Origin of the sequence: Sphingobium sp. AntQ-1 (assembly GCF_028538045.1) — a bacterium.
GTDB classification, from domain to species: domain Bacteria; phylum Pseudomonadota; class Alphaproteobacteria; order Sphingomonadales; family Sphingomonadaceae; genus Sphingobium; species Sphingobium cupriresistens.
In genome coordinates this window covers 479225-502095 of the sequence record NZ_CP117158.1, presented here as the reverse complement: position 1 = coordinate 502095, position 22871 = coordinate 479225, and the positions used below count along the sequence as shown (strand labels likewise).

Genomic DNA, 22871 nt, shown 5'->3' with positions numbered 1-22871 from the left:
CTCTCCTTATTCGGCGGGCAGCGGCGTGTAGCCGTGCCCCGCTACAGCAGCATCCGACGGCTCATCGATGTGTTCCAGCGGCCCCTTGCGAATCGCCGCCAGCATCAGCCGGACCTCGATCACCGCCAGCGTGCCATAGAGCAATGTGAAGCCGATGATCGTCGTCCAGAGCTGGGCGACCGTGAGGCTGGAGGCGCCCAGGAACGTCGGCAGCACGCCCTCGATCGCCCAGGGCTGTCGCCCGATCTCGGCGAGCACCCAGCCGAACTCCGCGGCGAGCCAGGGGAGCGGGATGATCCAGACGGCGGCGCGCAGGAACCAGCGCGCATCGAAACGGCGGACGGTCGAGAAGTAGAAGGCCAACAGGAAAAAGCCGATGAAGAAGAAGCCAAGGCCCGCCATCACCCGGAACACCCAGAACATGACCGGCACGTTGGGGACCGTGGACCATGCAGCCTGGACGATCTGGTCAGGCGTGGCAGTCCGTGGATCAGCAACGAAGCGCTTGAGCAGCATGGCATAGCCGAGATCGAGCTTGTGCCGCTCGAACTGTTCGCGCGCGACCATGTCGGTGCGATCGACCTTCAGCTTCTCGACCGCATCATAGGCCTGGATGCCATTTTCGATCCGACCCTGCGCCTTGGCGACAAGTTCCGTGATACCCTCAACCTGGCCGGTCAGGCTGCGCGTCGAGATCAGGCCCAGCACATAGGGGATCTTGATCTCATAGCGTGTGTCGCGCCCTTCGAGGCTGGGTATGCCGAAGATGGCGATGCCGGCAGGCGCGGGTTCGGTGTGCCACATGGCCTCCAGCGAGGCCAATTTCATCTTCTGGTTGTCCGTAAGTGCGTAGCCAGACTCATCGCCGAGCACGACCACCGAGAGTGAAGACGCAAGACCAAAGGCGGCGGCGACCGTGAACGAGCGCTTGGCGACCGCCACCCATTTGCCTTTCAGCAGATACCAGGCCGAAACCCCGAGCACGAAGACCGACGCCGTTACATAGCCGGCGCTTACCGTGTGAACGAACTTCGCCTGCGCCACCGGATTGAACAGCACCGCCATGAAGTCGGTCACTTCCATGCGCATCGTGTCCGGGTTGAAGCGCGAGCCGACGGGATGCTGCATCCAGCCATTGGCGATCAGGATCCACAGCGCGGAAAGATTCGATCCGAGCGCCACCATGAACGTGGTGAAGAGGTGCTGGCGCTTCGACAGCTTGTCCCAGCCGAAGAACATCAGGCCCACAAAGGTGGCTTCGAGGAAGAAGGCCATTAGGCCTTCGATCGCCAGCGGCGCACCAAAGATATCGCCGACATAATGGGAGAAATAGGACCAATTGGTGCCGAACTCGAATTCCATGGTGAGGCCCGTGGCGACGCCGAGTACGAAGTTGATCCCGAACAGCTTGGCCCAGAAACGAGTGACCGTCCGCCAGATTGGCCGGCCGGTCATCACATAGATGCTCTCCATGATCACCAGTATGAAGGACAAGCCGAGCGTCAGCGGCACGAACAGGAAGTGATAGAGCGCGGTCAGCGCAAACTGCAGGCGCGAAAGCTCGATTACTGCCATATCCACCATTGGCGGAACTCCTGTGCGGTCGGTTGCGGCATCCTGCCCACCGAGTCAGTCGCGATATTGATTAGTCATTAGGCGTAAGTATGTATATGAACAAGCACCCTTTGGTGCGAAACTGATGCGAATGAGGCGCGCTTCCCTGTTATGGCTGGTGGACGGAGTGTTGGCCGTCTGTGTGGCCGCAGCAGTCGCTATCGCCATTTCGACGCGGGCCGGAAATCGTGAACATTACGTAGTCGCGCTCCTCCTGCTCGCCGCCGCTGCCGCAACGCGCGCAGCTCTCCAGATAACGGCCTTCTCTCAGGGGCACTGGGACGCGGCTCGTGCAAAGCGCGCATGGCGATCGCCTGCATTCGGCGCGGTGCTGCGCGCTGCTGCCGGCTCGCGACGGATGCTCGGGGAGCAGGTCGCCGATGCTATCGACCGGATAGAGGACATTGACGGCTATCATGCGCGCTTCTTACCGTTGCGTTTTGCGGCGGTGGCGACGCCCTTGCTGATCGCGGCATCCGCAGCGCTGGCGAGTTGGATTGCAGCGGCCATTCTCCTGGCGACGCTGATCCCCTTTGCCCTGGGCATGGCGCTGGCGGGATCCGTGGCGAGCCGGGCAGCCGCTCGGCAGCTCGACGTACTGGGGCGGCTCTCGGGACTGTTTATCGATCGCATCAGGGCGCTCCCCTTGATCCTTGGCTTTGGCGCGCAGGATCGGATTACGCGCCAGCTTGCCGAGGCGACACAGGAGGTCGCCCGGCGCACCGTCGCGGTTCTGCGCATCGCCTTTCTCTCCGGGGCGATCATCGAGTTCTTTGCCGCGCTGTCCGTTGCAATGGTCGCGGTCTATTGCGGTTTCAACCTGCTCGGGCTGCTGCCCTTTCCCGTGCCCGAGACGCTCGACCTGAGCCGCGCCCTCTATGTCCTCATCCTTGCGCCTGAATTCTATCTGCCGATGCGCCGCCTGGCCGCAGCCTATCACGACAAGCAGGTCGGTGAAGCGGCGCTCGAGCGTCTGGCCGCCCTGACTCCGGCGCCGGTGGTCGCCACGTCGCCGGTCCATATGCTGGCGGCTCCGCCTGCCATCCGGTTCGAGTCAGTCGTTATAGATTATGGCGAACGAAGAGTGGGACCGATCTCGATGCACATCGCCGCCGGCTGCGTGACGGCGCTCTCGGGTACGACCGGAACGGGCAAGTCGAGCCTGCTCCACGCGCTGTTGGGGCTGGCGCCGGTGGTCGCGGGCGATATCCTTCTCGACGGACGCCCACTCTCGCCGGAGGCGCTGCGCGGGGAGGTCAGTTGGGCCGGTCAGGCGACGGCGCTCGTGCTGGGAAGCCTGGCCGACAATATCCGCCTGGCGCGTCCCCATGCGAGCGACGCGGAGGTCGAGGATGTCGCGCGGCGCGCGGGACTGACCGAGGTCGTGCAGACCCGAGGGGCGGGCCTTGCAACCCTCATCGACCCACGCGGATCGGGCCTCTCGGGCGGCGAGCGCCGGCGCGTCGGTATCGCGCGGGCGCTGCTCCGCGACGCCCCGCTGTGGCTCCTCGATGAACCCACCGCCGATCTCGACGAAGGCTCCGCGATGGAACTGGCCCGGCACATAGTCGAGGCGGGCAGGGGGCGCACGGTTTTCCTCGTCACCCATAGCGCCGCGATCGCTGCATTGGCCGATCATCGCGTGGTGCTCTCATGAATCGCGAACTGGCGGCGCTGCTGGCCGATGTGTCCCAGCCACAGCGGCGCGCGAGCGGCGTCGCGCTGTGGTGCGCGGCGGCTGCCGCGATGGCGGGGATCTCGCTGCTTGGACTCGCGGGCTGGTTCATCACCGCCGCGGCCCTTGCTGGGGCGGCGGGAATAGCCGCGATCCAGGCGTTCAACTATCTGATCCCCGGCGCCGCGATCCGCCTGCTCGCGATCGTACGGACCGTCACGCGCTACGGCGAAAGACTCTATGGGCACAAGGCTGCACTGTTCGCTCTTGCTGCCCTCCGGGCCCGACTGTTCGGGCGCCTGATCAACGCGCCGTCGCCAGAACACACCCGCTCGGCGGGCGAGACTGGCGCGTTGCTGCAGCAGGACGTTGACGCGCTCGAGGATCGATTCGTACGCGCGCCAGCCTATTTCGCCGGGATGTTTGGCGCAGCCACGGCGCTGGCGCTGGCGGTGCCCGCCGGACCGCGCGCCTTTCTTGCATTGTTCGTCATCATGGCTGCGGGAGTCCTGGCCGCGCGATCGTTCGCCCGGCGTGTGCTGCCGCGCCGGGCGCTCGACATCCAGGAGCAGATCGCACGGCTCAAGCAGGAATTCGTCGAATATGCAGCGGCGTCGCCCGAGATCGCTGCCTATGGATTTGCTCCCTCGATCGAGGCGCTGCTGGCGCGGCAGGCCGCCCGGCTCGATGACGCCCGTGTCGGCTTCGCCCGGAATGAGGCGCTGCTCGGCGCGGGGGTGACCGCGCTGGGCGGCCTCGCCATTGCGACGATGATTGCCCTGTCGCGGGCAAGCCTTCCCCTCACCCTGCTTGCCGCCCTCGCGGCCGCAGGGGCGCTCGAAGCGCTCGGCGCCACGATCAGGTCCCTCGGCCGCGACGCCGTCGTCGCGGCAGGTCTGGAGCGGCTGGCGCAACTCGCCGCTATTCCTGGGCCCACGGCGGCGCCTGTCGCTTTGATCGGTGAGAGCATTGCGCTCGGCGACGATCCGCGCTCGGTCATGCTTGCAAAGGGTGACCGGCTCGCGATCACGGGCCGGTCCGGTGCGGGCAAGACCAGTCTGCTAGAGTGTCTCGCCGGCTGGCGCACCACATGTGGCCATAGCTTGCTGATCGATCAGCGGCCACTTGCCGAATGTCCGCCCGAAGCGCGACGGCGCCTGTTCGCGCTCTCGCCGCAGGATGGGGGAATGATCGCCGGCACCATTGCCGACAATTTGAGGCTGGCGCGGCCTGGCCTCGAAGACGAGGCCCTCTGGCACGCGCTCGGCATAGCCTGTCTGGCAGATGACGTTCGCGTCATGCCCGAGAGACTGTTGACCTGGATTGGCGATGGCGGCGCCCGCCTGTCGGGAGGACAGCGCAAACGGCTGTCCCTGGCGCGCGCACTGCTGGCTGGGCGACCCTGGCTGCTCCTCGACGAGCCGAGCGAGGGGCTTGATCCTGCCACGGAGGCGGTGCTCTGCGGCAACCTGGATTCCTGGCTGCGGGATACTGGAACCGGACTGGTCCTGGTCACCCACCGTTCCGCGATGCTGCCACTTGCGTATCGCTTCCTGGAGCTGCCCGATTAAAGGATCTTCGCGAACGTGGCCGCCGAACCGCGCGCGGGGATGGCCTTGATGGGTTCGGCTCCCGAGGTCTTCATCCCGGCCAGATCTGCCATGAAGGCGGCCGTGCCGGCCAGTGCCGTTGGCGCGAGGTCGTAATAGACCTGTTTTGCGGCGCGGCGCGTCCTGACGAGCTCCGCCTTGCGCAGGATCGCCAGCTGCTGTGAGAGACCGGGCTGGCCAATCCCGGTCAATGCTTCGAGTTCGCCTACCGATTGCTCACCCCGTATGCGCAACGCATCGATCAGCCTTAGCCGTGTTTCGTGGCCCAGGACGCGCATCACCTCGGCAACTGTCTCCAGCTCGATTTCCGACAAGGGTTTGGCCGTCACGTCGATGCGTCCTTCCGATCGGGACGAGACCTGTGAAACCAGAGCGGATCGGCTGCGCCGGCGAGAAGCGCGGCCTGATCGGCATGGGGCGGCAAAAGCACATCGTCGCCCGGACGCCAGCCTTCGGGCGTCACTACATTGTCGGCATCGACCCGCTGCAACGCGGCAAGCACGCGCAGCATCTCATCGACCGACCGACCGACCGTCGCGGGATAGCAGATCATCGCCCGGATGATGCCATCGGGATCGATGAAATAGGTCGAGCGCATCGTCGCTGCGTCGGGGGAACGGTCCGAGATCATGCCATAGGCCCGGCCGATGATCAGCGAGGGATCCTCGACGATCGGAAAGGCGACCGTCACGTCGAAAGCATCGCGAATCGCCCTGATCCAGCCCAGATGCGCGTAGAGGCTATCGACAGACACCGCGAGCAGCTTGCAACCGAGCGCCTGGAACCGCTCTGACGCCCGTGAGAGCGCGACGAACTCGCTCGTACACACCGGCGTGAAATCCGCCGGATGCGAGAACAGTATCAGCCAGCGACCCCGGAAATCCGACAGGCTGACCGTGCCCATCGTGCTGCGCGCCTGGAAATTGGGTGCCGGGTCTCCGATCTGCAGGATATCTGGCGTCTGGGCGGTGGCCATCGCATCGTTCATTCACGTCTTCCGTTCCATAGCCATCTTGGCAATCGTGATCTCTTGATTACATAAGTCATGTAATCAACTAAATGGCCGGAGTAAAGCCGCATGACAGCAATCCAGTCCGATCCGGCCCTTGTGGTGTGTCCGCGATGCGTTTCGGTTAATCGGGTTCCGGTGCGAAGACTTGACCAACATCCGCAGTGCGGCCGCTGCAAGCAGCCGCTCTTTCGGGGTGAGCCGATCGTCGCGGACTCGCACGCGTTTGCGCGCCACGTCGAAGCCGGCTCATTGCCGGTGCTGGTTGATTTCTGGGCGCCCTGGTGCGGGCCTTGCCGCGCGATGGCGCCCGCCTTTGCCGCCGCTGCCCGGGAACTCGAGCCCGGCATGCGGTTGCTCAGGATTGATACCCAGGCAGAGGAGGCCGTTGCCGCGCGATTCGCCATCCGCTCCATTCCGACGATGATCCTCTTTGCCAATGGTCACGAAATCAAGCGCACGGCGGGTGCAATGGATCGTCAGTCCATCATTGCCTGGGCAGATCCTAATCGCCCATCTTCCTGAGCGGTGGAATTGGCGACCGAAGGCTAGCGTGCGGGAGGTTCAGCAAAAATTGCCTGAAAAGGTTGGCCTTTGGCAGGGTCACTCATGATACCCCGTCGAAGGCTTGGCGTGAAGATCGGACCGAAGCGGCACTCCTGTTCTGACAGCGTCAACCGATCCATAACAGCGGACTGGCATTGCGCTGTCTGGATCGGCCTGGCCGAGGGCGGACTCCGTCGGCTTCCCGGCTTCCCGGCTTGCCTAGTCCTCCCCGTAGAGGTCGCGCTGCACGCGGTCGATCTCGTCGGCATAGCGCTTGAGTCTCGGCGAAGCCGACCGCTTGAGCTTCATGGGTGCTCCAATCCCCGAAACTGGGTCGAGGTTCAGCGATGTTCAAGCCGATCGCCGGCGACCAAGCCCACGTCATCCGCGTCGAGCTGGCGCTTCGCCGCTTCATCGCCCAGCAAGGTCCAGCGCCAGAAGGCGATCGTCGCGTCGATGACCACCGCCTGGATATGGGCGTTAGGTGCGGGACGGCCATCACCCCAGCCGTTGAAGTCCATGTGGGTGGCGCCGTCGAGCACCAGCAGATATTTGCCGCCGGGCGGCATGGCGCGATACGGGCGCTCGCGGTCAGCGGGCCTGATCTGCGGGGTCAGTGGAACGCTGTCGTCCGTTCCGGTGATCGAGAAGAAGGGATTATACACGTCGGCGAACGCCGCTTCCGCCGAACCCCGGAACGGAGGCGAAGGACTGAAGGCGATCGCTGCCTTCACGCGAGTGTCCGTGAAGCCATCGCTGCCAGCCATCGGGAAATGCTGGCCTGCGACCGCCTGGGTGGTATGCGCGCCGAAACTGTGGCCCGACATGCCGATCCGCGAGAGGTCGAGGCGGCTGAGATCGCACGCACCCTCGCGCCCCTTGCGGCCGAGTTCGTCGATGACGAAGTGGACATCCGTAATGCGGGAAACGAGCTGTTGCGGCGACATCGCGCCACGCACCGCGCCGCCGCGCAGGATGCTCCGGTCGCTGCCGGGGTGCTGGAGGTTGACGACCGCAAATCCGGCGCTGGCCCAAGCCTGCGCCCAGAGCATGCCCGAATCCACCGAGCCGCCGAGGCCATGGCTGAACAGGATGACGGGCACCTTGCCCGACCCTTCCGGCATGCGGATGCGGACGGGCACCGTGCGGGTGCGGGCGCTATCCACCCAGCTGGCCTCGCACACGGGGCCGGGCGACGTTGTCGCCCAGGCGGCTGACGATGGGGTGAGGCTCAGTGCGGCTATCAGGATCAGAATGATCTTCATGAGCTTTTCCTCAGGGCGCGCCGAACAGGGCGCGCGCTAGCTGACGCGGTCCCCTGGCCACGGCGGCGTCCCGGGCGATGTAGCTCCACTCGCGCAGCGCCAGCTGGATCGGATTGGCCGTCGCCTCGCGATGGGCCAGGCCGTAGCGGATCGGCTCATCGGGCCGTTCGGTCGCCAATGTCCCGAACAGACGGTCGAAGACGATCAGCACGCCGCCATAGTTGCGGTCGATATAGGCAGGGTTCGACGCATGGTGCAGCCGGTGGTGGGCGGGCGTGTTGAAAATCCATTCCATCGGGCCGAGCCTGCCCACCGCTTCGGTGTGCAGGAAGAACTGGTAGCGCAGGTTGAGCGCGAGTAGCCCGAACACCAGCCGCGGATCGAACCCGGCGAACACCAGCGGGACATAGAAGATCCAGCCGGCCGAGAATAGATTGGTCCAGCCGAGCCGTAAGGACGACAGCAGGGTCATCTGCGTGGCCGAATGATGCACCGAATGCGACGCCCACAGCCAGCGCACGCGGTGGCTGGCGCGGTGAAACCAGTAATAGGCGAATTCGACCGCGAGGAAGCCCGCCGCCCACGTTCGCCAGTCGTTGAACGGCAAGCGGATTGGCGCGATCGTCCACGCCGCCGTGAATAGCCCGCCCAGCAGCAGCGCGTTGAGCGCGGCAAACGGGATGTTGCCGGCAACGATACCGAGCGTCGTGAGCGCCGTGCGGGCATCATAGCCATGCCCCTTGCGTATGCGCCAGGCCACCTCGGCCAGCACCAGCGCCAGCATCATTGCCAACCAGACGGGCGAGCGCTCGGGGCTCATGTCAGTTCGCTCCGTCCTGCATCTGGGCCATGGCGGTGCGGGCTGCAGCGAGCTCTGCGCTGTCGATAGCGCCATCATTGTTGCTATCGGCACGCTCGAAGATGGGTGTCGGAGCCGATGCCATCTCGGCTCTGGTCAGCCGGCCGTCCCGATTGGCGTCGGCCTGCGCGATCATGGCCTCCAGGCGGTCCACCGCCTGCGGGCGGAATTTGGCGAGGCGTGCGAAATCGGCCTTGCTGATCGCGCCGTCATGGTTGCGGTCCATCGTGTCGAAACGAGCAGTGCGCGCAGCGGAGAATTCGGCGCGGGTGATGATGCCGTCATGATTGGCGTCGGCCTTGTCGAACGCCGCGGCGCCGTCGCCGCCCCCGAAGCGCTGGGCGCAGGCGGGCGTGGCGACGGCAGCGGCCGCGGCGAGCAGAATGAGAAATCGGGTCATCGGGAATTCCTTCGACGGGGTGGCCGCGCCCGGGGGACGAGCGCGGCCGGGGGCAATCAATAGGGATCGCGATTGACCGTGCCCGACACCGAGGTGCTGGTGCCGTCGCGGCGGGTGCGGGTCGAAGCATAGCTCGCGGTGCCGTCGCCATTGTTGGTCGCGGTCGTGCTGCGGCCGAAGCTCGTGCCGTCGTTGAGCGTGGTCGTGCGGCCGCCATTATAGCTGCCGTCGCCCCAGTTGGCGCTGCGGTTGCTGTTGTAGCCGCGCCCATTGTTGGTCTGAAGGCTGCGGTTGATCGAGGTGCTGCCCGGCTGGCGCGAGACCGAGCGCTGCTTGATATAGCCGCGGCCGCCCGAGCCCTGGACGCTCACGACGCGACCGCGCTGGCGGGCTTCCGCAGACGTGGCGACGGTGGCGCTGGCGACCGCTGCCGTCGCGGCCGCGATCAGGAAGAGTTGCTTGTACATGGATACGCTCCTTGATTGTCCGACGGTCTGGCCGCCTTGAATCGGTATGGGCGCGTTGCGTAAGCCTGGTGCCGCACCACGGTAACGGACGGTGACGAATTGTAACGCACTGCCGCACGCTTATTCCCTCCTTCATCGCAAAGCGGCACAAACACTTCATGGAGACAAGTTTCATTGCCGTCGTCGAGGACGACAACGAGATCCGGTCCTTGGTGACCGGGCTGCTTGTGCGCGAAGGTTTCGAGGCGATCGGGTGCCGCACCGCGGTGGAATTCGACCGGTTGATCGAGCGCCAGCGAGTCGATCTCGCGATCCTCGATATCATGCTGCCGGGCGAGGATGGCCTGTCGCTGTGCCGGCGACTGCGCGCCCGCGGGGATGTCCCGGTACTGATGGTCACCGCCAAGGGCGACGACGTCGATCGCATCGTCGGGCTCGAGATCGGCGCCGACGACTATCTGCCCAAGCCATTCAATCCGCGCGAGCTTGTGGCCCGCGTGCGGGCTATCCTGCGACGCACGCGGGAGGCGCATCGGGTCGCGCCGGTATTGCCGTCGGAACGCTACGCCTTTGGGGGTTGGGTGCTCGACGCGGGTTCGCGCGCGCTCACCGATCCCGACGGCAGCCTGATTGATCTGACCGGCGGCGAATATGACCTGCTGCTGAGCCTCGTCACCCACGCGCAGCGCGTGCTCAACCGCGACCAGTTGCTCGACTGGACGCGCGGGCGCAGCGCCGGCCCTTATGACCGGGCGGTCGACGTCCAGCTCAGCCGCCTGCGCCGCAAGCTCGCCGGGCATCCGACCGGCGAGGCGCTGATCAAGACCGTGCGTGGCGGCGGCTATATCTTCACGCCCACGGTCGCCAGGGGCTGAGCCGATGACGATCGGGTCCAACCTCTCGCTGCGCATCACCGCGATCCTGCTCGGCGGCTTCGTGCTGCTCCAGATGCTGATCTGGGTGGTGATGGCGCTCCCCTCGCGCGGGGACGATCAGCGCCCCTATAATCTGCCGCTGCCGACCGAGGCGCGGACGATGGTCGACACGCTGGAGGCCGCACCGCCGGCCCGCCGCGCATCGCTCGTCACGATGTTCAATGGCTCGCTCTATACCGTGCGGATTCTGCGCGAGCCGCCGCCGGCGCCAGCCACGCAGCGCGAGGGGCTGGATCGTCTGCGCGTCGACTATGCAGCGGCGCTGCCCGGCCGTGATATCGGCCTTACCGGACGACGGCCGCTGCTTGGCCGCATGGCGGGGACACGCCCCTGGACCAGCCGCTTCTTCGCGCCGATCACGCTTACCGTGCCGATGCGCGGTGGCGATCTGCTTGTGGTCGACAGTCGGCCCTCGATGGTGGTGCGGGCCTATCTGCGCCAGCGCGCGTTCCTCGGCGCCGTCGGCGGACTGCTGGTGCTTGGCGTACTGGCGCTCGCGGTCCGCCAGACGACACGGCCGCTGGTCCGGCTATCGGCAGGCGTCCGCCGCTTTACGTCCGATCTCGACACGCCCGACCTCCCCGTCGCCGGATCGCGCGAGATGCGCGATCTCTCGGCCGCCTTCAACGAGATGAAGGCCAGGATCGGTGGGCTGATGGCGGAGCGCACGCGCATGCTGGCGGGAATCGCGCACGACATGCGTACCTATCTGACCCGGCTGCGGCTGCGCGCCGAGTTTATCGACGACAGCGAGCAGCGTGCGAAGGCCGCCGCCGATCTCGACGAAATGGCGGCGCTGCTCGACGACACGCTGCTGCTCGCGAAGCGGGATGGCCGAGCGACACCGCAGCCCCAACGCATCGATCTGGCGACAGAACTCGCCGCGATCGTTGCGCTGCGCGTCGACATGGGCGATGCCGTCACGCTCGGCGCCATACCTCCCGATCTCGCGATCGAAGCGACGCCGATCTCGCTTCGCCGCATGCTCGCCAATCTGATCGACAACGGCGTGCGCCATGGTGGCCATGTGTCGATCGAGGCAAGCGCAGATGATCAGACAGTCACGATTTCGGTCGCCGATGACGGACCCGGCGTTCCGCCCGAGACGCTGCAGCGGCTGGGCGAGCCGTTCGGGCGGCTCGACCCTTCGCGCAACCGTGAGACCGGGGGCGCCGGGCTTGGCCTCGCAATCGTCCGCGCATTGGCCGATCGCGAAGGTGCCACCATCCGCTTTGCGAACCAGCCCAAAGGCGGCTTTGTCGCTACAGCGACTTTCCCACGAGACAACCCGAACATTTCGCGCTCCACCCGATCATCAAAAGTCCGGGCGGGGTGACGGGGCGGATGCCCCGCCGCCGCGCGGCATGCGCGCACAACGCAACTTCAGCTAGAAATTCCCATGCATCGTGGGTCATTCATGCGGATAATCTCGATCAAGTATTTCGCGCCTTGGCTGACGGCACGCACCGGCAATTTTTGACGGCTTGCTCCAGGCGCGGACGTCAGAGGTAGACGCTTCCCCTGAGCCGGTGTTCTAAACGTTGCCCGGTTCCTCAGGGCGGCGATAAGGGCGAGGCCAGAGGGTCGATTGCAGAGCTCCCAATCAACCAGCCTCGGGTGTTCAATCCGCCCCCACAAGAGCTGACCTGCCCGGACGTAACCAGGCGAGAAGGAACGGCCTGAGGTTTGGCGAAGTGCCGTTGGGCGTCTCGATATCAATGTTCAGACGCCTGAATTGCCAATAGATCATCACGCTCATGATCGCGGCGTAAAAACACCAGACAGAAGCAAATGCGTATTCTTTGACGATCTCCGCGACCGTCAGCGCAATGATGTTCACCACGCCGTAGGCTTTGACGACGCGATGGGTGGACAGCAGCAGAGCGCCGCACGTCGCTATAATATACAGGCAGGATATCCAGAAATCGCCGGTCAGCGGATTGCGGTAGGCGATCGAGTTCTGCTCGACAAAGACCTGGCTCGGAAAGAATATCAACCCGTAAACATCCCACGCACATACGAGCGCGCCGACGGCGGTCAGGCCGAGAATGGCCTTTCTGCGCCAGCCGGGTGGCTCCATCAACACGACAGCGGCCGGCATCAGCAGGGGCAGTATCCCCTGCGCATAGAGCATGAACAGGAAGGCGACATGATCAAGCGCAAGCTTGCCGATATGCCCATCAAGGCCGAGCCAGACGAACCCTTCGGAGAATTGGTGAACCGCGAACAGCATCGGCACGGAAGCGAACAGGAGGGCGCGCGGCTCGCGGACATGCCGCAATGTCGCCACGCCGATCGATCCAATCACGGCGCTGGCGATAAAGCTGGAACTGGCTGAAAAGCACATGTGGTCATTCCCCGAAAAGGGGCGCGGACCCCTGACAAGCGCTTCCTGCGTCATTCGCAGCGTGAAAGGCCGCGGGCAGGATTTATCTATTCGGCTCCGCGATCGGGTCCCGGGCCCCATTCGGGCGGAGCGTCGCACCTGACAGACAACAGGGCGCTAATCTTGGCGAATAATGACTGCGACCGGCGCCATCGCATCTGGTTTATCAAGGATACGGACATAAATGGAGATAGCCACGCGGGCGCGGCGATTCATTTCGTTCACGCGGCCAGTACGGGAGCCGGCGTCGGCTCTGCATGAGGGGACTGCTCCGCCTGACTGATATGGGCCATCGTCCGAACGAAGCTGTCGGGATTGAGCGAGATCGAATCGATGCGCTCGTTCACCAGGAATGCCGCGAAATCGGGATAGTTGCTGGGTGCCTGGCCGCAGATGCCGATCTTGATGCCGGCGGCATGCGCCTTGCGGATCGCTTCGGAGACCATGCGCTTGACCGCCTCGTCGCGCTCGTCGAACAGCGCCGCGAGCAGATCGGAATCGCGATCGACGCCAAGCACGAGCTGGGTGAGGTCGTTCGATCCGATCGAGAAGCCGTCGAAACGGCTGGCGAACTCCTCCGCCAGGATCACGTTCGAAGGGATCTCGCACATCATGTAGACTTGCAGCCCGCTGTCGCCGCGGCGCAGGCCGTTCTCCGCCATCACCGCGAGCACCCGGTCGGCTTCGGCCGGCGTGCGGCAGAAGGGGACCATGATGATCACATTTGTGAAGCCGAGCGTCTCGCGCACGCGCTTGAGCGCCCGGCATTCGAGCGCGAAGCCCTCGCGATACCGCTCGTCATAATAGCGCGACGCTCCGCGAAATCCGAGCATCGGATTTTCCTCCTCCGGCTCGAACGCGCGCCCTCCCAGCAGGTGGGAATATTCGTTGGTCTTGAAATCGCTCAGACGTACGATTGTCGGATACGGATGATAGGGCGCCGCCAGCTTGGCGATCCCGCGCGACAGGATCTCCACGAAATAATCCGCCGGACTGGCATGGCCTCGAGTCAGGTCGCGGATCAGGCGGTTGTCCTCGGCGCTAACCCGCTCGGGATGAAGCAGGGCCATCGGATGCGCCTTGATCAGCGCGTTGATGATGAACTCCATGCGGGCAAGACCGACGCCCTTGGCCGGAAGGCGCCACCACTGGAAGGCGGCGGCCGGATTGGCGATATTGACCATCACGTCCGTCCGGGTTTTGGGGATGGCGCCCAGATCGATCTCTTCCCGGTCGAAGGCGAGAAGACCGTCATAGACGCTGCCGACGTCGCCCTCCGCGCAGCAGAGCGTGATATCCGGCTCGTGACCGAGGACCGTCGTGGCGTTCCCGGTCCCCACGACCGCGGGAACGCCCAGTTCGCGGCTGACGATCGCGGCATGGCTGGTGGCGCCGCCATGGTCGGTGATGATCCCCGCCGCGCGCTTCATGATCGGCACCCAGTCGGGATCGGTCGTGCCGGTGACGAGGATCGCGCCGTCGCGAAACTGGCCGATGTCGGCGGCGTTGCGGATCACGCAGGCCTGCCCCGATGCGATCGCGCTGCCGATGGCGGCGCCGGTCACCAGCGGAGTGCCGCCCTTGGTCTTGAGCTGATAGCGCTGGAAGGACGAGCGGCTTAGCCCGGCCTGGACGGTCTCCGGACGTGCCTGGACCAGATAGAGCAGGCCGCTCTCGCCGTCCTTGGCCCATTCCATGTCCATCGGTCGGCCGTAATGGGCCTCGACGATGACGGCCCATCTACCAAGCTCGAGGATGTCGTCGTCATCGAGCACGAAGGCTTCGCGTTCGGCGGGGCTGGTCTCCACGATCCGGGTGCGCTTGCTGCCTCCTTCGGCATAGCGCATCTTCAGCGCCTTCTTGCCGAGACTTTTCTCGATCACGGGACGCGCGTTCGCCTGTTCGAGCAGCGGCTTGAAGACAAGATATTTGTCCGGGTCGACGCTGCCCTGCACGACCGTTTCGCCCAGGCCCCAGGCGGCGCTGATCACCGCCACGTTAGGGAAGCCGCTTTCGGTGTCGATCGAGAACATCACGCCCGATCCGGCAAGATCGGATCGCACCATCTGCTGGACGCCGATCGACAGTGCGACATCGAAATGGTCAAACCCCTTGGTCTGGCGGTAGCTGATCGCCCGGTCGGTGAAGAGCGATGCAAAACAGCGACGGCAAGCATCGAGCAGGGCGCGGTGGCCCCGCACGTTGAGGAAGGTCTCCTGCTGACCGGCGAAGCTGGCGTCCGGCAGATCCTCCGCCGTTGCGCTGCTGCGTACCGCCACGGCGAGATTGGAGGCGCCAGCCCTGTTCTTGAGTTCGTCATAGGCCGCCCGGACGGCATCGGCGAGGGCAGGGGGAACCTCGCTGTCAAGGAACAGAGACCGGATCGCATGGCCGGCTTCCTGGAGCGTCGCCTTGCCTTCCTCATAGGTGGCAAGCTGCGCCCGGATCGCGGCTTCTATCCCGTTGGCCGCAATGAAGCTTCTATAAGCGCCGGCGCTCGTGGCGAAGCCATTGGGAACACGCACGCCCTTGCCCGAAAGCGTACGCACCATTTCACCGAGCGAGGCATTCTTGCCGCCTACCGACGCGATATCGCCGATTCCGATTTTGTCGAACCAAAGTATCGGGCTTTCGGTCATTGTCTGGTCCACCTCTGTAGAGATGGAGGACGATATGTTCGCCCATGGTGGCTTGTCTGTCGGGGATGATACGTAGTGGCTGCCGCTCTGAAATCCGGCATGATCCCGGGGCGGGTCCTTGCGTTAGTCAGGGAGTGAAGCGATGCGGGTGGCCGTTTTCAGCACCAAGCCCTATGACCGGCAGTTCCTCGAGGCCAGCAACGCTGCGGCCGGCTTTCCGCACGAGTTCGCTTTCCTGGAAGCGCGGCTCAGCGTCGAGACCGCGCCGCTTGCCGCCGGATCCGGCGCCGTCTGCGTCTTCGTGAATGATTGCCTTGATCGCCTGGTGCTGGAACGCCTCGCCGTGCTCGGTATTAAGCTCGTCGTGCTGCGCAGCGCGGGATTCAACAATGTCGATCTTCTCGCCGCAGATGCGCTGAAACTCCCGGTCGCAAGGGTTCCGGCCTATTCGCCCCAAGCGATCGCGGAACATACGCTCGCCCTCATCCTGTCCCTCGACCGCAAGATCCACAAGGCCTACGCTCGCGTGCGCGAAGGCAATTTCTCGCTCGAAGGACTGCTGGGGTTCGACCTGAACGGGCGGACGGTCGGCATCGTCGGAACCGGAAAAATCGGGGCAGCGGTAGCGCGCATTCTCCACGGTTTCGGTTGCCATATTCTCGCCTGTGACCCCACCGCGAACGCCGAAATTGTCGCCATGGGCGGCATTTATGTGGGGCTGGATGCGTTGCTGGCTGCATCCGACATCATCACGCTGCACTGTCCGCTCCTGCCGGAAACCCGGCATATCATCGATAGCCGCGCCGTCGCCCGGATGAAGCGCGGCGTCATGCTGATCAACACAAGCCGGGGCGGGGTCATCGATACGCAGGCGATGATCGATGGGTTGAAGACGGGGGCGATCGGCTATCTTGGGCTCGATGTCTATGAGGAGGAGGATGGGCTCTTCTTCGAGAACCTGTCGCAAGACGTGATCCAGGACGATGTCTTCGCGCGCCTTCTGACGTTCCCCAACGTTCTCGTCACCGGGCACCAGGGCTTCTTCACGGGCGAGGCCCTGACCGCGATTGCGGCGGCGACGATTGAGAACCTTTCCAGCTTCGAGGGGACAGGCGTCGCTGCGCACCAGATTGCGCCGGTTCGCAGCTGATATCGATCTGTCCCGCGACACTCGCCGAAGCCGTAACCTGCGCGATGTTCCGATCCGGTCATTTACGCATAGGCGCACGGCTGGCGAACGATCATCCTGCTGCCAACAACGGAGAAGCATGATGCGCACGATCCTGACAAGCATGGCGCTCCTCGCGCTCTGTGCCTGCGACGCGGCCGAAAAAAATGTAACAGAGCCGACGGAAGCGGCCGGAAATGTGACCAATTATGTCGCAGAGGTCGTGGCTCTACCCGAACGTCAGCGAAATGCGGTCTTCTTCCGCGCGATCCGGGACGCGGGTCTGCCGTGCCAGAGCGTGACCGGAGCCGAGCAGACCGCGGCTGGCGAGAAGGCGCCGATGTGGCGCGCTCAATGCGAGGACGGCGTCGCGCACCTCATCCAGGTCCTGCCGGACGGGACCGCCAACGTCGTCAGCCGCGCGACCCCGTAGGTGACCGCGCCGTACGCAGATCACGAGAGCGCCAGGACGGACGCCGGCGGCCGGCGCTGGAGGGTGCGGTGATCACAGCCAGTGTCACGGACACGCAAGACGGCGACGACCTCCCCGAGCCGGATATTCAGCGTGAACACCCTGTGCGGATGCATATTTCCGACACGGTCCACAAGATTCTCGCGCACTACGAAGGAGAGTCGGCCGAGATCAAGATGAACCTAGCGCGCATTCTTATGCATGGCCGGGTTGGCGGCAGCGGCCGTCTGATCATCCTCCCCGTCGACCAGGGGATCGAGCACGGCCCAGCGCGAAGCTTTGCCGCCAATCCAGCCGCCTACGATCCCCACTACCATTTTCGGCTCGCGATCGATGCGGGCCTGTCTGCCTTCGCAGCACCGGCCGGCTTGCTCGCGGCCGGGGCTGACTCGTTCGCCGGACAGATCCCCACGGTCCTCAAGCTGAACGCCGCCAACAGCCTCACGGTGATCAAGGATCAAGCGGTCGTCGCGACCGTGGACGACGCTGTGCGCCTCAACTGCGCGGCGGTAGGATTCACGCTCTACCCCGGTTCGGATGCCTTTATCGGCCAGGTCGAGGAGTTGCGCATCGTGGGCCAGGAGGCTCGCGCCGCCGGCCTTCCTTTGCTTGTCTGGTCCTATCCGCGTGGCGGGCTGATTTCCGAACAGGGCGAGACCGCGCTCGATATCATCGCCTATGCCGCGCACATCGCTGTCGAGCTGGGCGCTCATATCGTGAAGGTGAAGCTGCCCAGCGAGCATATCGAACAGGACGCCGCCAGGCCGGCTTATGCCGACCGGCAATGGTCCGACCCGGTCGAGAGGATAAGGCACGTCGTCCAGGCCGCTTTCGCCGGGCGTCGCCTCGTGATCTTCTCGGGAGGCGCGGCCAAGGACGCAGAGTCGCTGTATCAGGACGCCCGCGCCATACGCGATGGTGGCGGCAGCGGCTCGATCATCGGCCGCAACAGCTTCCAGCGGCCCCGCTCCGAGGCTCTGGCGATGCTGAACGAGGTCGTACGAATCTATTCCGGCACAGGCTGATGGCGCTCGGCATTTCTGACCCCAATCCGGAGTTGCGGGCAAAGATCGAAATGAGGAGAAACAGCATGGCAACCCAACCAGAATTCCCGCCGCCAGATACCATTGAACCCCAGTCGCCACCGGAGGCCCCGCCTGGGCCCGGTCCGGCGGAAAATCCTTTTTCCGAGCCGCCGGAGATCATTCCAGACGTTCCCGACCAGGATTATCCGGGCCGAGAGAACGATCCGGCGTAAAGGCATTTCGCGCCGGGCGGTCGCCGGCCGTCCGCCGAAAGGCAACGGCATGATCTGCCGTTCAGTGTGTCAGCCCGAGGCCTGAGCACTGCGCCAAGAGGATTTGGGTTGGAGCGGATGCACGGGGCAGGAATTTGCGAGCTGGAGGGCTTTGCTTATGCGACCAAGGCATGCAGCACGTCGGCACGGCTGATCAGGCCGACAACCCGGCCGTCCGTTACCACGGGAAGCCGTTTGACAGCATGGCCTTCCATGAGCTCGATCGCTTCCTCCATGGATGCATCGGATCCGATCGTGATCGGGTCGCGCGACATAATCTCGCCAACGGTCCGGGCTTCGAGCGCGTTCACGCGCGCGTTGGCATCTGCGCCGAAGAGCGCGGTCAGCCGAGTCGGCTGCTCGTCACGCCGGAAGAAATCCCCCTCGGAGATAATGCCCTGGAGATGCCCGTCGCGATCGACCACGGGCAGGGCGCTGATGTGGTGGTTGGCCATGGTTCGTATCGCCTGTGCAAGCGAAGCATCATGTGTGATCGTCGCCGCTCCGAGGCTCATAACGTCGCTTGCTTTCATCTTCTCTCTCCGTCCGCTCGATCATTTGCCTGCCGTTGCAGCAAGGCAGGGCGTTTGTCCCTCACGCGCGATGTGGCTCCGCTATGCGCCTGCCAGGCGCTGCCGTATTGGTCGAAGCTTGCGCCGGCGTTTCGCCCGGATCGACAATGAGGTACAGCCGCTCCACCTCATCCCGATGGCAAAGATCGGTGCCAGGCGTCAGGACGGCGGCCGCACCTGCCGCGATTCCATATCGAAAGGCGTCGATCGGATTCCGGTCGCAAGCCAGCGCGAATGTCATTGCCGCCAGGAAGCTATCGCCGGCGCCGACGGCGCTCTTCGCTTCAACGGGCACCGCGGGCAGCCACAGGACGCCGGAACGCTGGGCGAGGAGGGCGCCTTCACGGCCCATCGTCACAGCCACATATTTGGCCTGATCCTTGTTGACGATGTCCAAGGCAGCCGCCGCGATTTCGTGGCGGCCCGCCAATGGACGGCCGATAAGTTGCCGAAGCTCGCCCAGACTTGGCTTGACTAGCAATATGCCGCCAGCTGCGAGGCCCTGCTGAAGCGCAGCACCTGAACTGTCAAGAATGAGTTCGATCCCGCGAGTTCGCGTCTTCGCCTGCAGGCGGCTGTAGAAATCGTCGGGCACGCCCGGCGGCAGCGATCCGCTCGCGACCAAATAATCACATTCGATGCCGTCGAGATGGTCGAGGCATGCCTGCCATTCCTGCTCGGTGACGACGGGGCCGTGCGGCACGAACCGGAATTCCTTGCCTGTTTCCCGCTCATAGACCGCCGTGCTTATGCGGGTGTTGCCTTGGATCGGGATGCGGGAGCGAACCATCTGGTGAAGATCGAGAAGACTATCGAGCGTAGCGCCGGTGGCGCCGCCCGCGAGATAGTGCGCGCGCGCGGTGCCACCCAGCCGGGCAATGACACGCGCCACATTGATGCCGCCGCCGCCCGGGTCATAATGTTCCTGGCGGGCCCGGATCTTGTGAGTGTGAAAGACGCGGTCCGCCTCATAGGCCACATCTATGGCCGGGTTCATCGTAAGGGTCGCAATTCTCTTCATGTCCGGGAGGTTATCATCGCGAGCCTTGACGTCGGAATAAGTATATGTCCCGAGATGCTCCGCAGTTCGGCTCGCTTGACTGCCATGGCCACCGCGACGGCTCTGTCACCGCCATACCCCTGTGCAGCTATCGAGTGGGCTTCGGTGCGGACACGGCTCCGTATTGTTCCCTATGTTGTCACGCCCCGGCTTTCGACAGGAAAAGCCATGAAGAAATTCCTGCTTCTCGCCTTTGCCTGCTTCCTGCCCGCGGCATCCGTCCCCAACCCGCCGCATTGGCACAAGGCGCAGGCCGAACGCCTCGTCGAATGGCTCGACGCAGCTGCCGACGACGGCCTCGCGCCCGTCAGCAAGGAAGCGCACGTGGTCCGCGCGGCGATTGCGGCCGGTGAAGAGGTGCGCCTTGATACGGTGGCGACGGCGGCAGCGATCCGGCTGTTGCAGGCTCACCGGACGGGTTGCTGCAATGCGTCCCTGCGCACCGGTTGGCGCATCGCGGGGGAGCCGCTTGGGGCCGAACCGGCTGCTGCGGTGGCGGCGTCGTTGGCGCGAGACGACCTCGACCGGCTGTTCGGCACGGCGCGCGCCTCGCATCCCTTTTATTATTCGCTTCGCGAAGCCTATTCGCACGAGCAGGATCCTGCGCGGCGCGCGACAATCGCCGCCAATCTCGATCGTTGGCGCTGGATGCCGCGCGTGCTCGGAGCCCGCTACCTGCTGGTTAACACCGCGGCCTTCGAAGCGACGCTGTGGGACAGCCAGAAGCAAATCGGCCGCTGGGCGGTAATCGTCGGCAAGACCGGCTCGCCGACACCGGTATTCGCCGCAACAGTGACAGGTGTGACGTTCAACCCCTGGTGGGAGATTCCGTCGAGCATCGTCGCGGAAAGCGTCGGCGCCCTGGTGCGCAACCGTCCTGCCGAGGCGGCGCGCAAGGGCTATGTCGTGCAGGGTGGCCGGTATCGACAGCGCCCGGGCGCAACCAATGCACTCGGGCGGATGAAACTCGTCATGCCCAATCCTTACAGCGTCTATCTTCACGACACACCGAGCAAGGGTCTGTTCGAGCAGGATGTACGCGCCTTCAGCCATGGCTGCGTCCGGGTCGGGGACGCGCTCGGCCTCGCCACGGCGCTTCTTGCGACCGAGCCGGGCTGGGACCGGGCGCGCACGGATGCCATGGTCGCGGCAGGGCGGACGGCTACCGTACCGATGGCTGCTCCGGTTCCCGTCTATGTCGCCTATTTCACGGCCGAACCGGACGGCGAAGGCGGTATCCGCTATTTTCCCGACGTTTACCATCGGGACCGCGGCATGCCGGTGCCGGGCGAGGAGAATTGTCCCCGATGACCTTTGCAAATTGCGGTACCCAGCGGGAACATCGACCACGCCCATCGGCCGAATCTGCGCGAGGCGGCTTGGCGTTCAGACGGCTCCTAGATGACATCACGAAACGGTGAGAGAAGGCATGCATGGCGGACGAAATCGAACTGAAGCTCGAACTGACGCCGGACGCCGCCGATGCGTTCGAAGCTTCCGCTTTGCTGCCGGCCAATCCTGAAAAGATCGAGCAAGGGTCGGTCTATTTCGACACTCCGGATCATGCTCTGGCGAAGAAGGGGTTTTCGCTTCGCATCCGCCGTTCGGGCAGGAAGCGCACGCAGACCGTGAAGGCGGATGGCGCCAGTGCCGCGGGCCTGTTCGTGCGCTCCGAATGGGAACGCGCCGTCAAGGACGACAAGCCAATCCTCGATGATACGACGCCGGTCCGGGCCATGATCGGCGGCGCGGTCGATAGCGTCGGTTCGGTCTTCGAGGTGCGGATCGCGCGGCGCACGTGGATACTGAGGCAGGAGGGCGCGACGATCGAAGTGGTTCTGGACCGCGGCGAGGCGGCGGCGGGGGACCGAACATCGCCGATCTGCGAGATCGAGCTGGAGTTGAAGGCCGGCGATCCGGCCGCATTGTTCACGCTTGCCCGGCGCATCGATGAGGTTGCGCCCGTCCGGCTCAGTGTACAGACCAAGGCCGAGCGGGGCTACCGGCTCACCGGACCGGTCACGACGATGGTCAAGGCCGAGCCGATAGCGCTAACCAGCGACATGACGGCGGCCCAGGCGTTCCAGCATATTGTCCAGAGCTGCGTGCGGCAGTTCCGGCTGAACGAGACGCCGCTGCTGACGGGCGGGGACACCGAGGCGCTGCATCAGGCGCGCGTGGCGTTGCGCCGCCTGCGATCAAGCTTCTCAATCTTCAAACCGCTGATCGGCGGAGACATGAAAGTGAAGCTGGGCGAGGAGCTGCGGTGGGTCGCTTCGAAGCTTGGCGACGCCCGCAACCTTGATGTGTTGCTCGAACGCGCCCGATCGGGTCCACTATACGATCGCATCGAGGCGGCGCGCCAAGCGGCCTATGGCGAGGTCGCGGATGCATTGGCGTCATCGCGCGCGCGGAAGCTGATGCTCGATCTTGCGGAGTGGACTGTGAACGGCGACTGGCTACATGTGTCCGCCACCGAGGCGGATCGCCATCAGCCGGCGCGAGAATTCGCGGTCGCCGCGCTCGGCCGCTTTCGCCGCAAAGTGAAGAAGGGGGGAGGTGATCTCGCTCATGCGGCCGATGCCGCCCGGCACCGGGTCCGCAAGAACGTCAAGAAATTGCGCTATGGTGCCGAGTTCTTCGCCACCTTGTTCGAGCGCAAGCACGAGAGGCGGCGGTACGAGCGATTCCTCGTGGCGCTGGAAGAACTTCAGGACCAGCTCGGTCTGCTCAACGACCTGGCGACGGCGCCGCGCCTGCTGGAAACGCTAGGAATCGTTGACGATCACGATGCGTCAATGTTGTTGGTCAACGCCCGGAAGAAGGCGCTGTTGAAGGCTGCGGCGGTCGCGCATGACGCGCTGATCGACACGAAGCGGTTCTGGCGATGACCGATA

Annotated in this window: 22 protein-coding genes; 11 read left to right on the top strand and 11 right to left on the bottom strand. The window is 64.7% G+C overall.

Going from position 1 to position 22871, the window contains the following annotated elements; translation table 11 throughout:
- Positions 1-6 precede the first annotated feature (6 nt).
- The gene (locus tag sphantq_RS02515; protein ID WP_272800163.1) at positions 7-1581 is read right to left on the bottom strand and encodes a cytochrome ubiquinol oxidase subunit I; all 1575 of its coding nucleotides are present in this window, start codon (positions 1579-1581) and stop codon (positions 7-9) included.
- A gap of 118 nt (positions 1582-1699) precedes the next feature.
- Between sphantq_RS02515 and cydD the strand changes: the two genes are divergently transcribed.
- Both cydD and sphantq_RS02505 read left to right on the top strand, forming a co-directional pair.
- Complete coding sequence (gene cydD / locus sphantq_RS02510; protein ID WP_336314437.1) at positions 1700-3271, top strand: thiol reductant ABC exporter subunit CydD; 1572 nt, start codon at positions 1700-1702, stop codon at positions 3269-3271.
- Positions 3268-4860, top strand: coding sequence for an ATP-binding cassette domain-containing protein (locus sphantq_RS02505; protein ID WP_272799514.1), 1593 nt, complete (start codon positions 3268-3270; stop codon positions 4858-4860). The genes cydD and sphantq_RS02505 overlap by 4 nt, the downstream gene beginning before the upstream one ends.
- Here the strand turns inward: sphantq_RS02505 and sphantq_RS02500 are convergent.
- Positions 4857-5228, bottom strand: coding sequence for an ArsR/SmtB family transcription factor (locus tag sphantq_RS02500; RefSeq protein WP_254684500.1), 372 nt, complete (start codon positions 5226-5228; stop codon positions 4857-4859). The genes sphantq_RS02505 and sphantq_RS02500 overlap by 4 nt on opposite strands.
- Positions 5225-5887, bottom strand: a complete 663-nt coding sequence (locus sphantq_RS02495) for a peroxiredoxin (protein WP_272799513.1) — start codon at positions 5885-5887, stop codon at positions 5225-5227. The genes sphantq_RS02500 and sphantq_RS02495 overlap by 4 nt, the downstream gene beginning before the upstream one ends.
- Before the next feature lie 90 nt (positions 5888-5977).
- Here sphantq_RS02495 and trxC point away from each other — a divergent pair, with 90 nt between their 5' ends.
- Positions 5978-6433, top strand: coding sequence for a thioredoxin TrxC (gene trxC / locus sphantq_RS02490; RefSeq protein ID WP_272799512.1), 456 nt, complete (start codon positions 5978-5980; stop codon positions 6431-6433).
- A gap of 362 nt (positions 6434-6795) precedes the next feature.
- On the opposite strand, the gene sphantq_RS02485 is transcribed toward trxC, so the two are convergent.
- The 4 genes from sphantq_RS02485 to sphantq_RS02470 are packed head-to-tail and all read right to left on the bottom strand — an operon-like array spanning position 6796 to position 9445.
- The gene (locus sphantq_RS02485) at positions 6796-7719 is read right to left on the bottom strand and encodes an alpha/beta hydrolase family protein (protein WP_272799511.1); all 924 of its coding nucleotides are present in this window, start codon (positions 7717-7719) and stop codon (positions 6796-6798) included.
- Between the two features lie 10 nt (positions 7720-7729).
- Complete coding sequence (locus sphantq_RS02480) at positions 7730-8539, bottom strand: sterol desaturase family protein (protein WP_272799510.1); 810 nt, start codon at positions 8537-8539, stop codon at positions 7730-7732.
- A 1-nt stretch (position 8540) separates the two neighbouring features.
- A complete protein-coding gene (locus tag sphantq_RS02475; RefSeq protein ID WP_272799509.1) occupies positions 8541-8978 on the bottom strand; it encodes an EF-hand domain-containing protein in 438 nt (145 codons plus the stop codon).
- A gap of 56 nt (positions 8979-9034) precedes the next feature.
- Positions 9035-9445: a hypothetical protein gene (locus tag sphantq_RS02470; RefSeq protein ID WP_272799508.1), complete on the bottom strand. Its 411-nt coding sequence runs from the start codon at positions 9443-9445 to the stop codon at positions 9035-9037.
- Positions 9446-9603: 158 nt separating this feature from the next.
- On the opposite strand from sphantq_RS02470, the gene sphantq_RS02465 reads away from it, so the two are divergent.
- The gene (locus sphantq_RS02465; protein WP_070934733.1) at positions 9604-10320 is read left to right on the top strand and encodes a response regulator; all 717 of its coding nucleotides are present in this window, start codon (positions 9604-9606) and stop codon (positions 10318-10320) included.
- 4 nt (positions 10321-10324) lie between these two features.
- Positions 10325-11716 carry an ATP-binding protein gene (locus tag sphantq_RS02460; protein ID WP_272799507.1) on the top strand — a complete coding sequence of 464 codons (1392 nt, stop codon included), beginning with the start codon at positions 10325-10327 and terminating at the stop codon, positions 11714-11716.
- 285 nt (positions 11717-12001) lie between these two features.
- Here the strand turns inward: sphantq_RS02460 and sphantq_RS02455 are convergent, their stop codons facing one another.
- Positions 12002-12727 carry a DUF6629 family protein gene (locus sphantq_RS02455; RefSeq protein WP_272799506.1) on the bottom strand — a complete coding sequence of 242 codons (726 nt, stop codon included), beginning with the start codon at positions 12725-12727 and terminating at the stop codon, positions 12002-12004.
- Positions 12728-12987: 260 nt separating this feature from the next.
- Complete coding sequence (ppsA, locus tag sphantq_RS02450) at positions 12988-15405, bottom strand: phosphoenolpyruvate synthase (RefSeq protein ID WP_272799505.1); 2418 nt, start codon at positions 15403-15405, stop codon at positions 12988-12990.
- 142 nt (positions 15406-15547) lie between these two features.
- On the opposite strand from ppsA, the gene sphantq_RS02445 reads away from it, so the two are divergent.
- From sphantq_RS02445 to sphantq_RS02430, 4 genes are all read left to right on the top strand, one after another.
- A complete protein-coding gene (locus sphantq_RS02445) occupies positions 15548-16555 on the top strand; it encodes a 2-hydroxyacid dehydrogenase (RefSeq protein ID WP_070934729.1) in 1008 nt (335 codons plus the stop codon).
- 118 nt (positions 16556-16673) lie between these two features.
- Entirely contained in the window at positions 16674-17006 is a 333-nt protein-coding gene (locus tag sphantq_RS02440; RefSeq protein WP_070934728.1) for a hypothetical protein, read from the top strand.
- Between the two features lie 149 nt (positions 17007-17155).
- Positions 17156-18070, top strand: coding sequence for a class I fructose-bisphosphate aldolase (locus sphantq_RS02435; RefSeq protein ID WP_272800162.1), 915 nt, complete (start codon positions 17156-17158; stop codon positions 18068-18070).
- A complete protein-coding gene (locus sphantq_RS02430) occupies positions 18070-18303 on the top strand; it encodes a hypothetical protein (RefSeq protein WP_084653315.1) in 234 nt (77 codons plus the stop codon). The genes sphantq_RS02435 and sphantq_RS02430 overlap by 1 nt, the downstream gene beginning before the upstream one ends.
- A gap of 155 nt (positions 18304-18458) precedes the next feature.
- Here sphantq_RS02430 and sphantq_RS02425 read toward each other — a convergent pair whose 3' ends face one another.
- Together sphantq_RS02425 and sphantq_RS02420 are read right to left on the bottom strand one after the other, a co-directional pair.
- Positions 18459-18875 (bottom strand): CBS domain-containing protein, encoded by a 417-nt coding sequence (locus sphantq_RS02425; RefSeq protein WP_084653313.1) that lies wholly within the window; start codon positions 18873-18875, stop codon positions 18459-18461.
- Positions 18876-18936: 61 nt separating this feature from the next.
- Complete coding sequence (locus sphantq_RS02420; RefSeq protein WP_272799504.1) at positions 18937-19935, bottom strand: 1-phosphofructokinase family hexose kinase; 999 nt, start codon at positions 19933-19935, stop codon at positions 18937-18939.
- 207 nt (positions 19936-20142) lie between these two features.
- On the opposite strand from sphantq_RS02420, the gene sphantq_RS02415 reads away from it, so the two are divergent.
- Both sphantq_RS02415 and sphantq_RS02410 read left to right on the top strand, forming a co-directional pair.
- Positions 20143-21285 (top strand): L,D-transpeptidase family protein, encoded by a 1143-nt coding sequence (locus sphantq_RS02415; protein ID WP_272799503.1) that lies wholly within the window; start codon positions 20143-20145, stop codon positions 21283-21285.
- A gap of 122 nt (positions 21286-21407) precedes the next feature.
- Positions 21408-22865 (top strand): CYTH and CHAD domain-containing protein, encoded by a 1458-nt coding sequence (locus tag sphantq_RS02410; RefSeq protein ID WP_272799502.1) that lies wholly within the window; start codon positions 21408-21410, stop codon positions 22863-22865.
- Positions 22866-22871 lie beyond the last annotated feature (6 nt).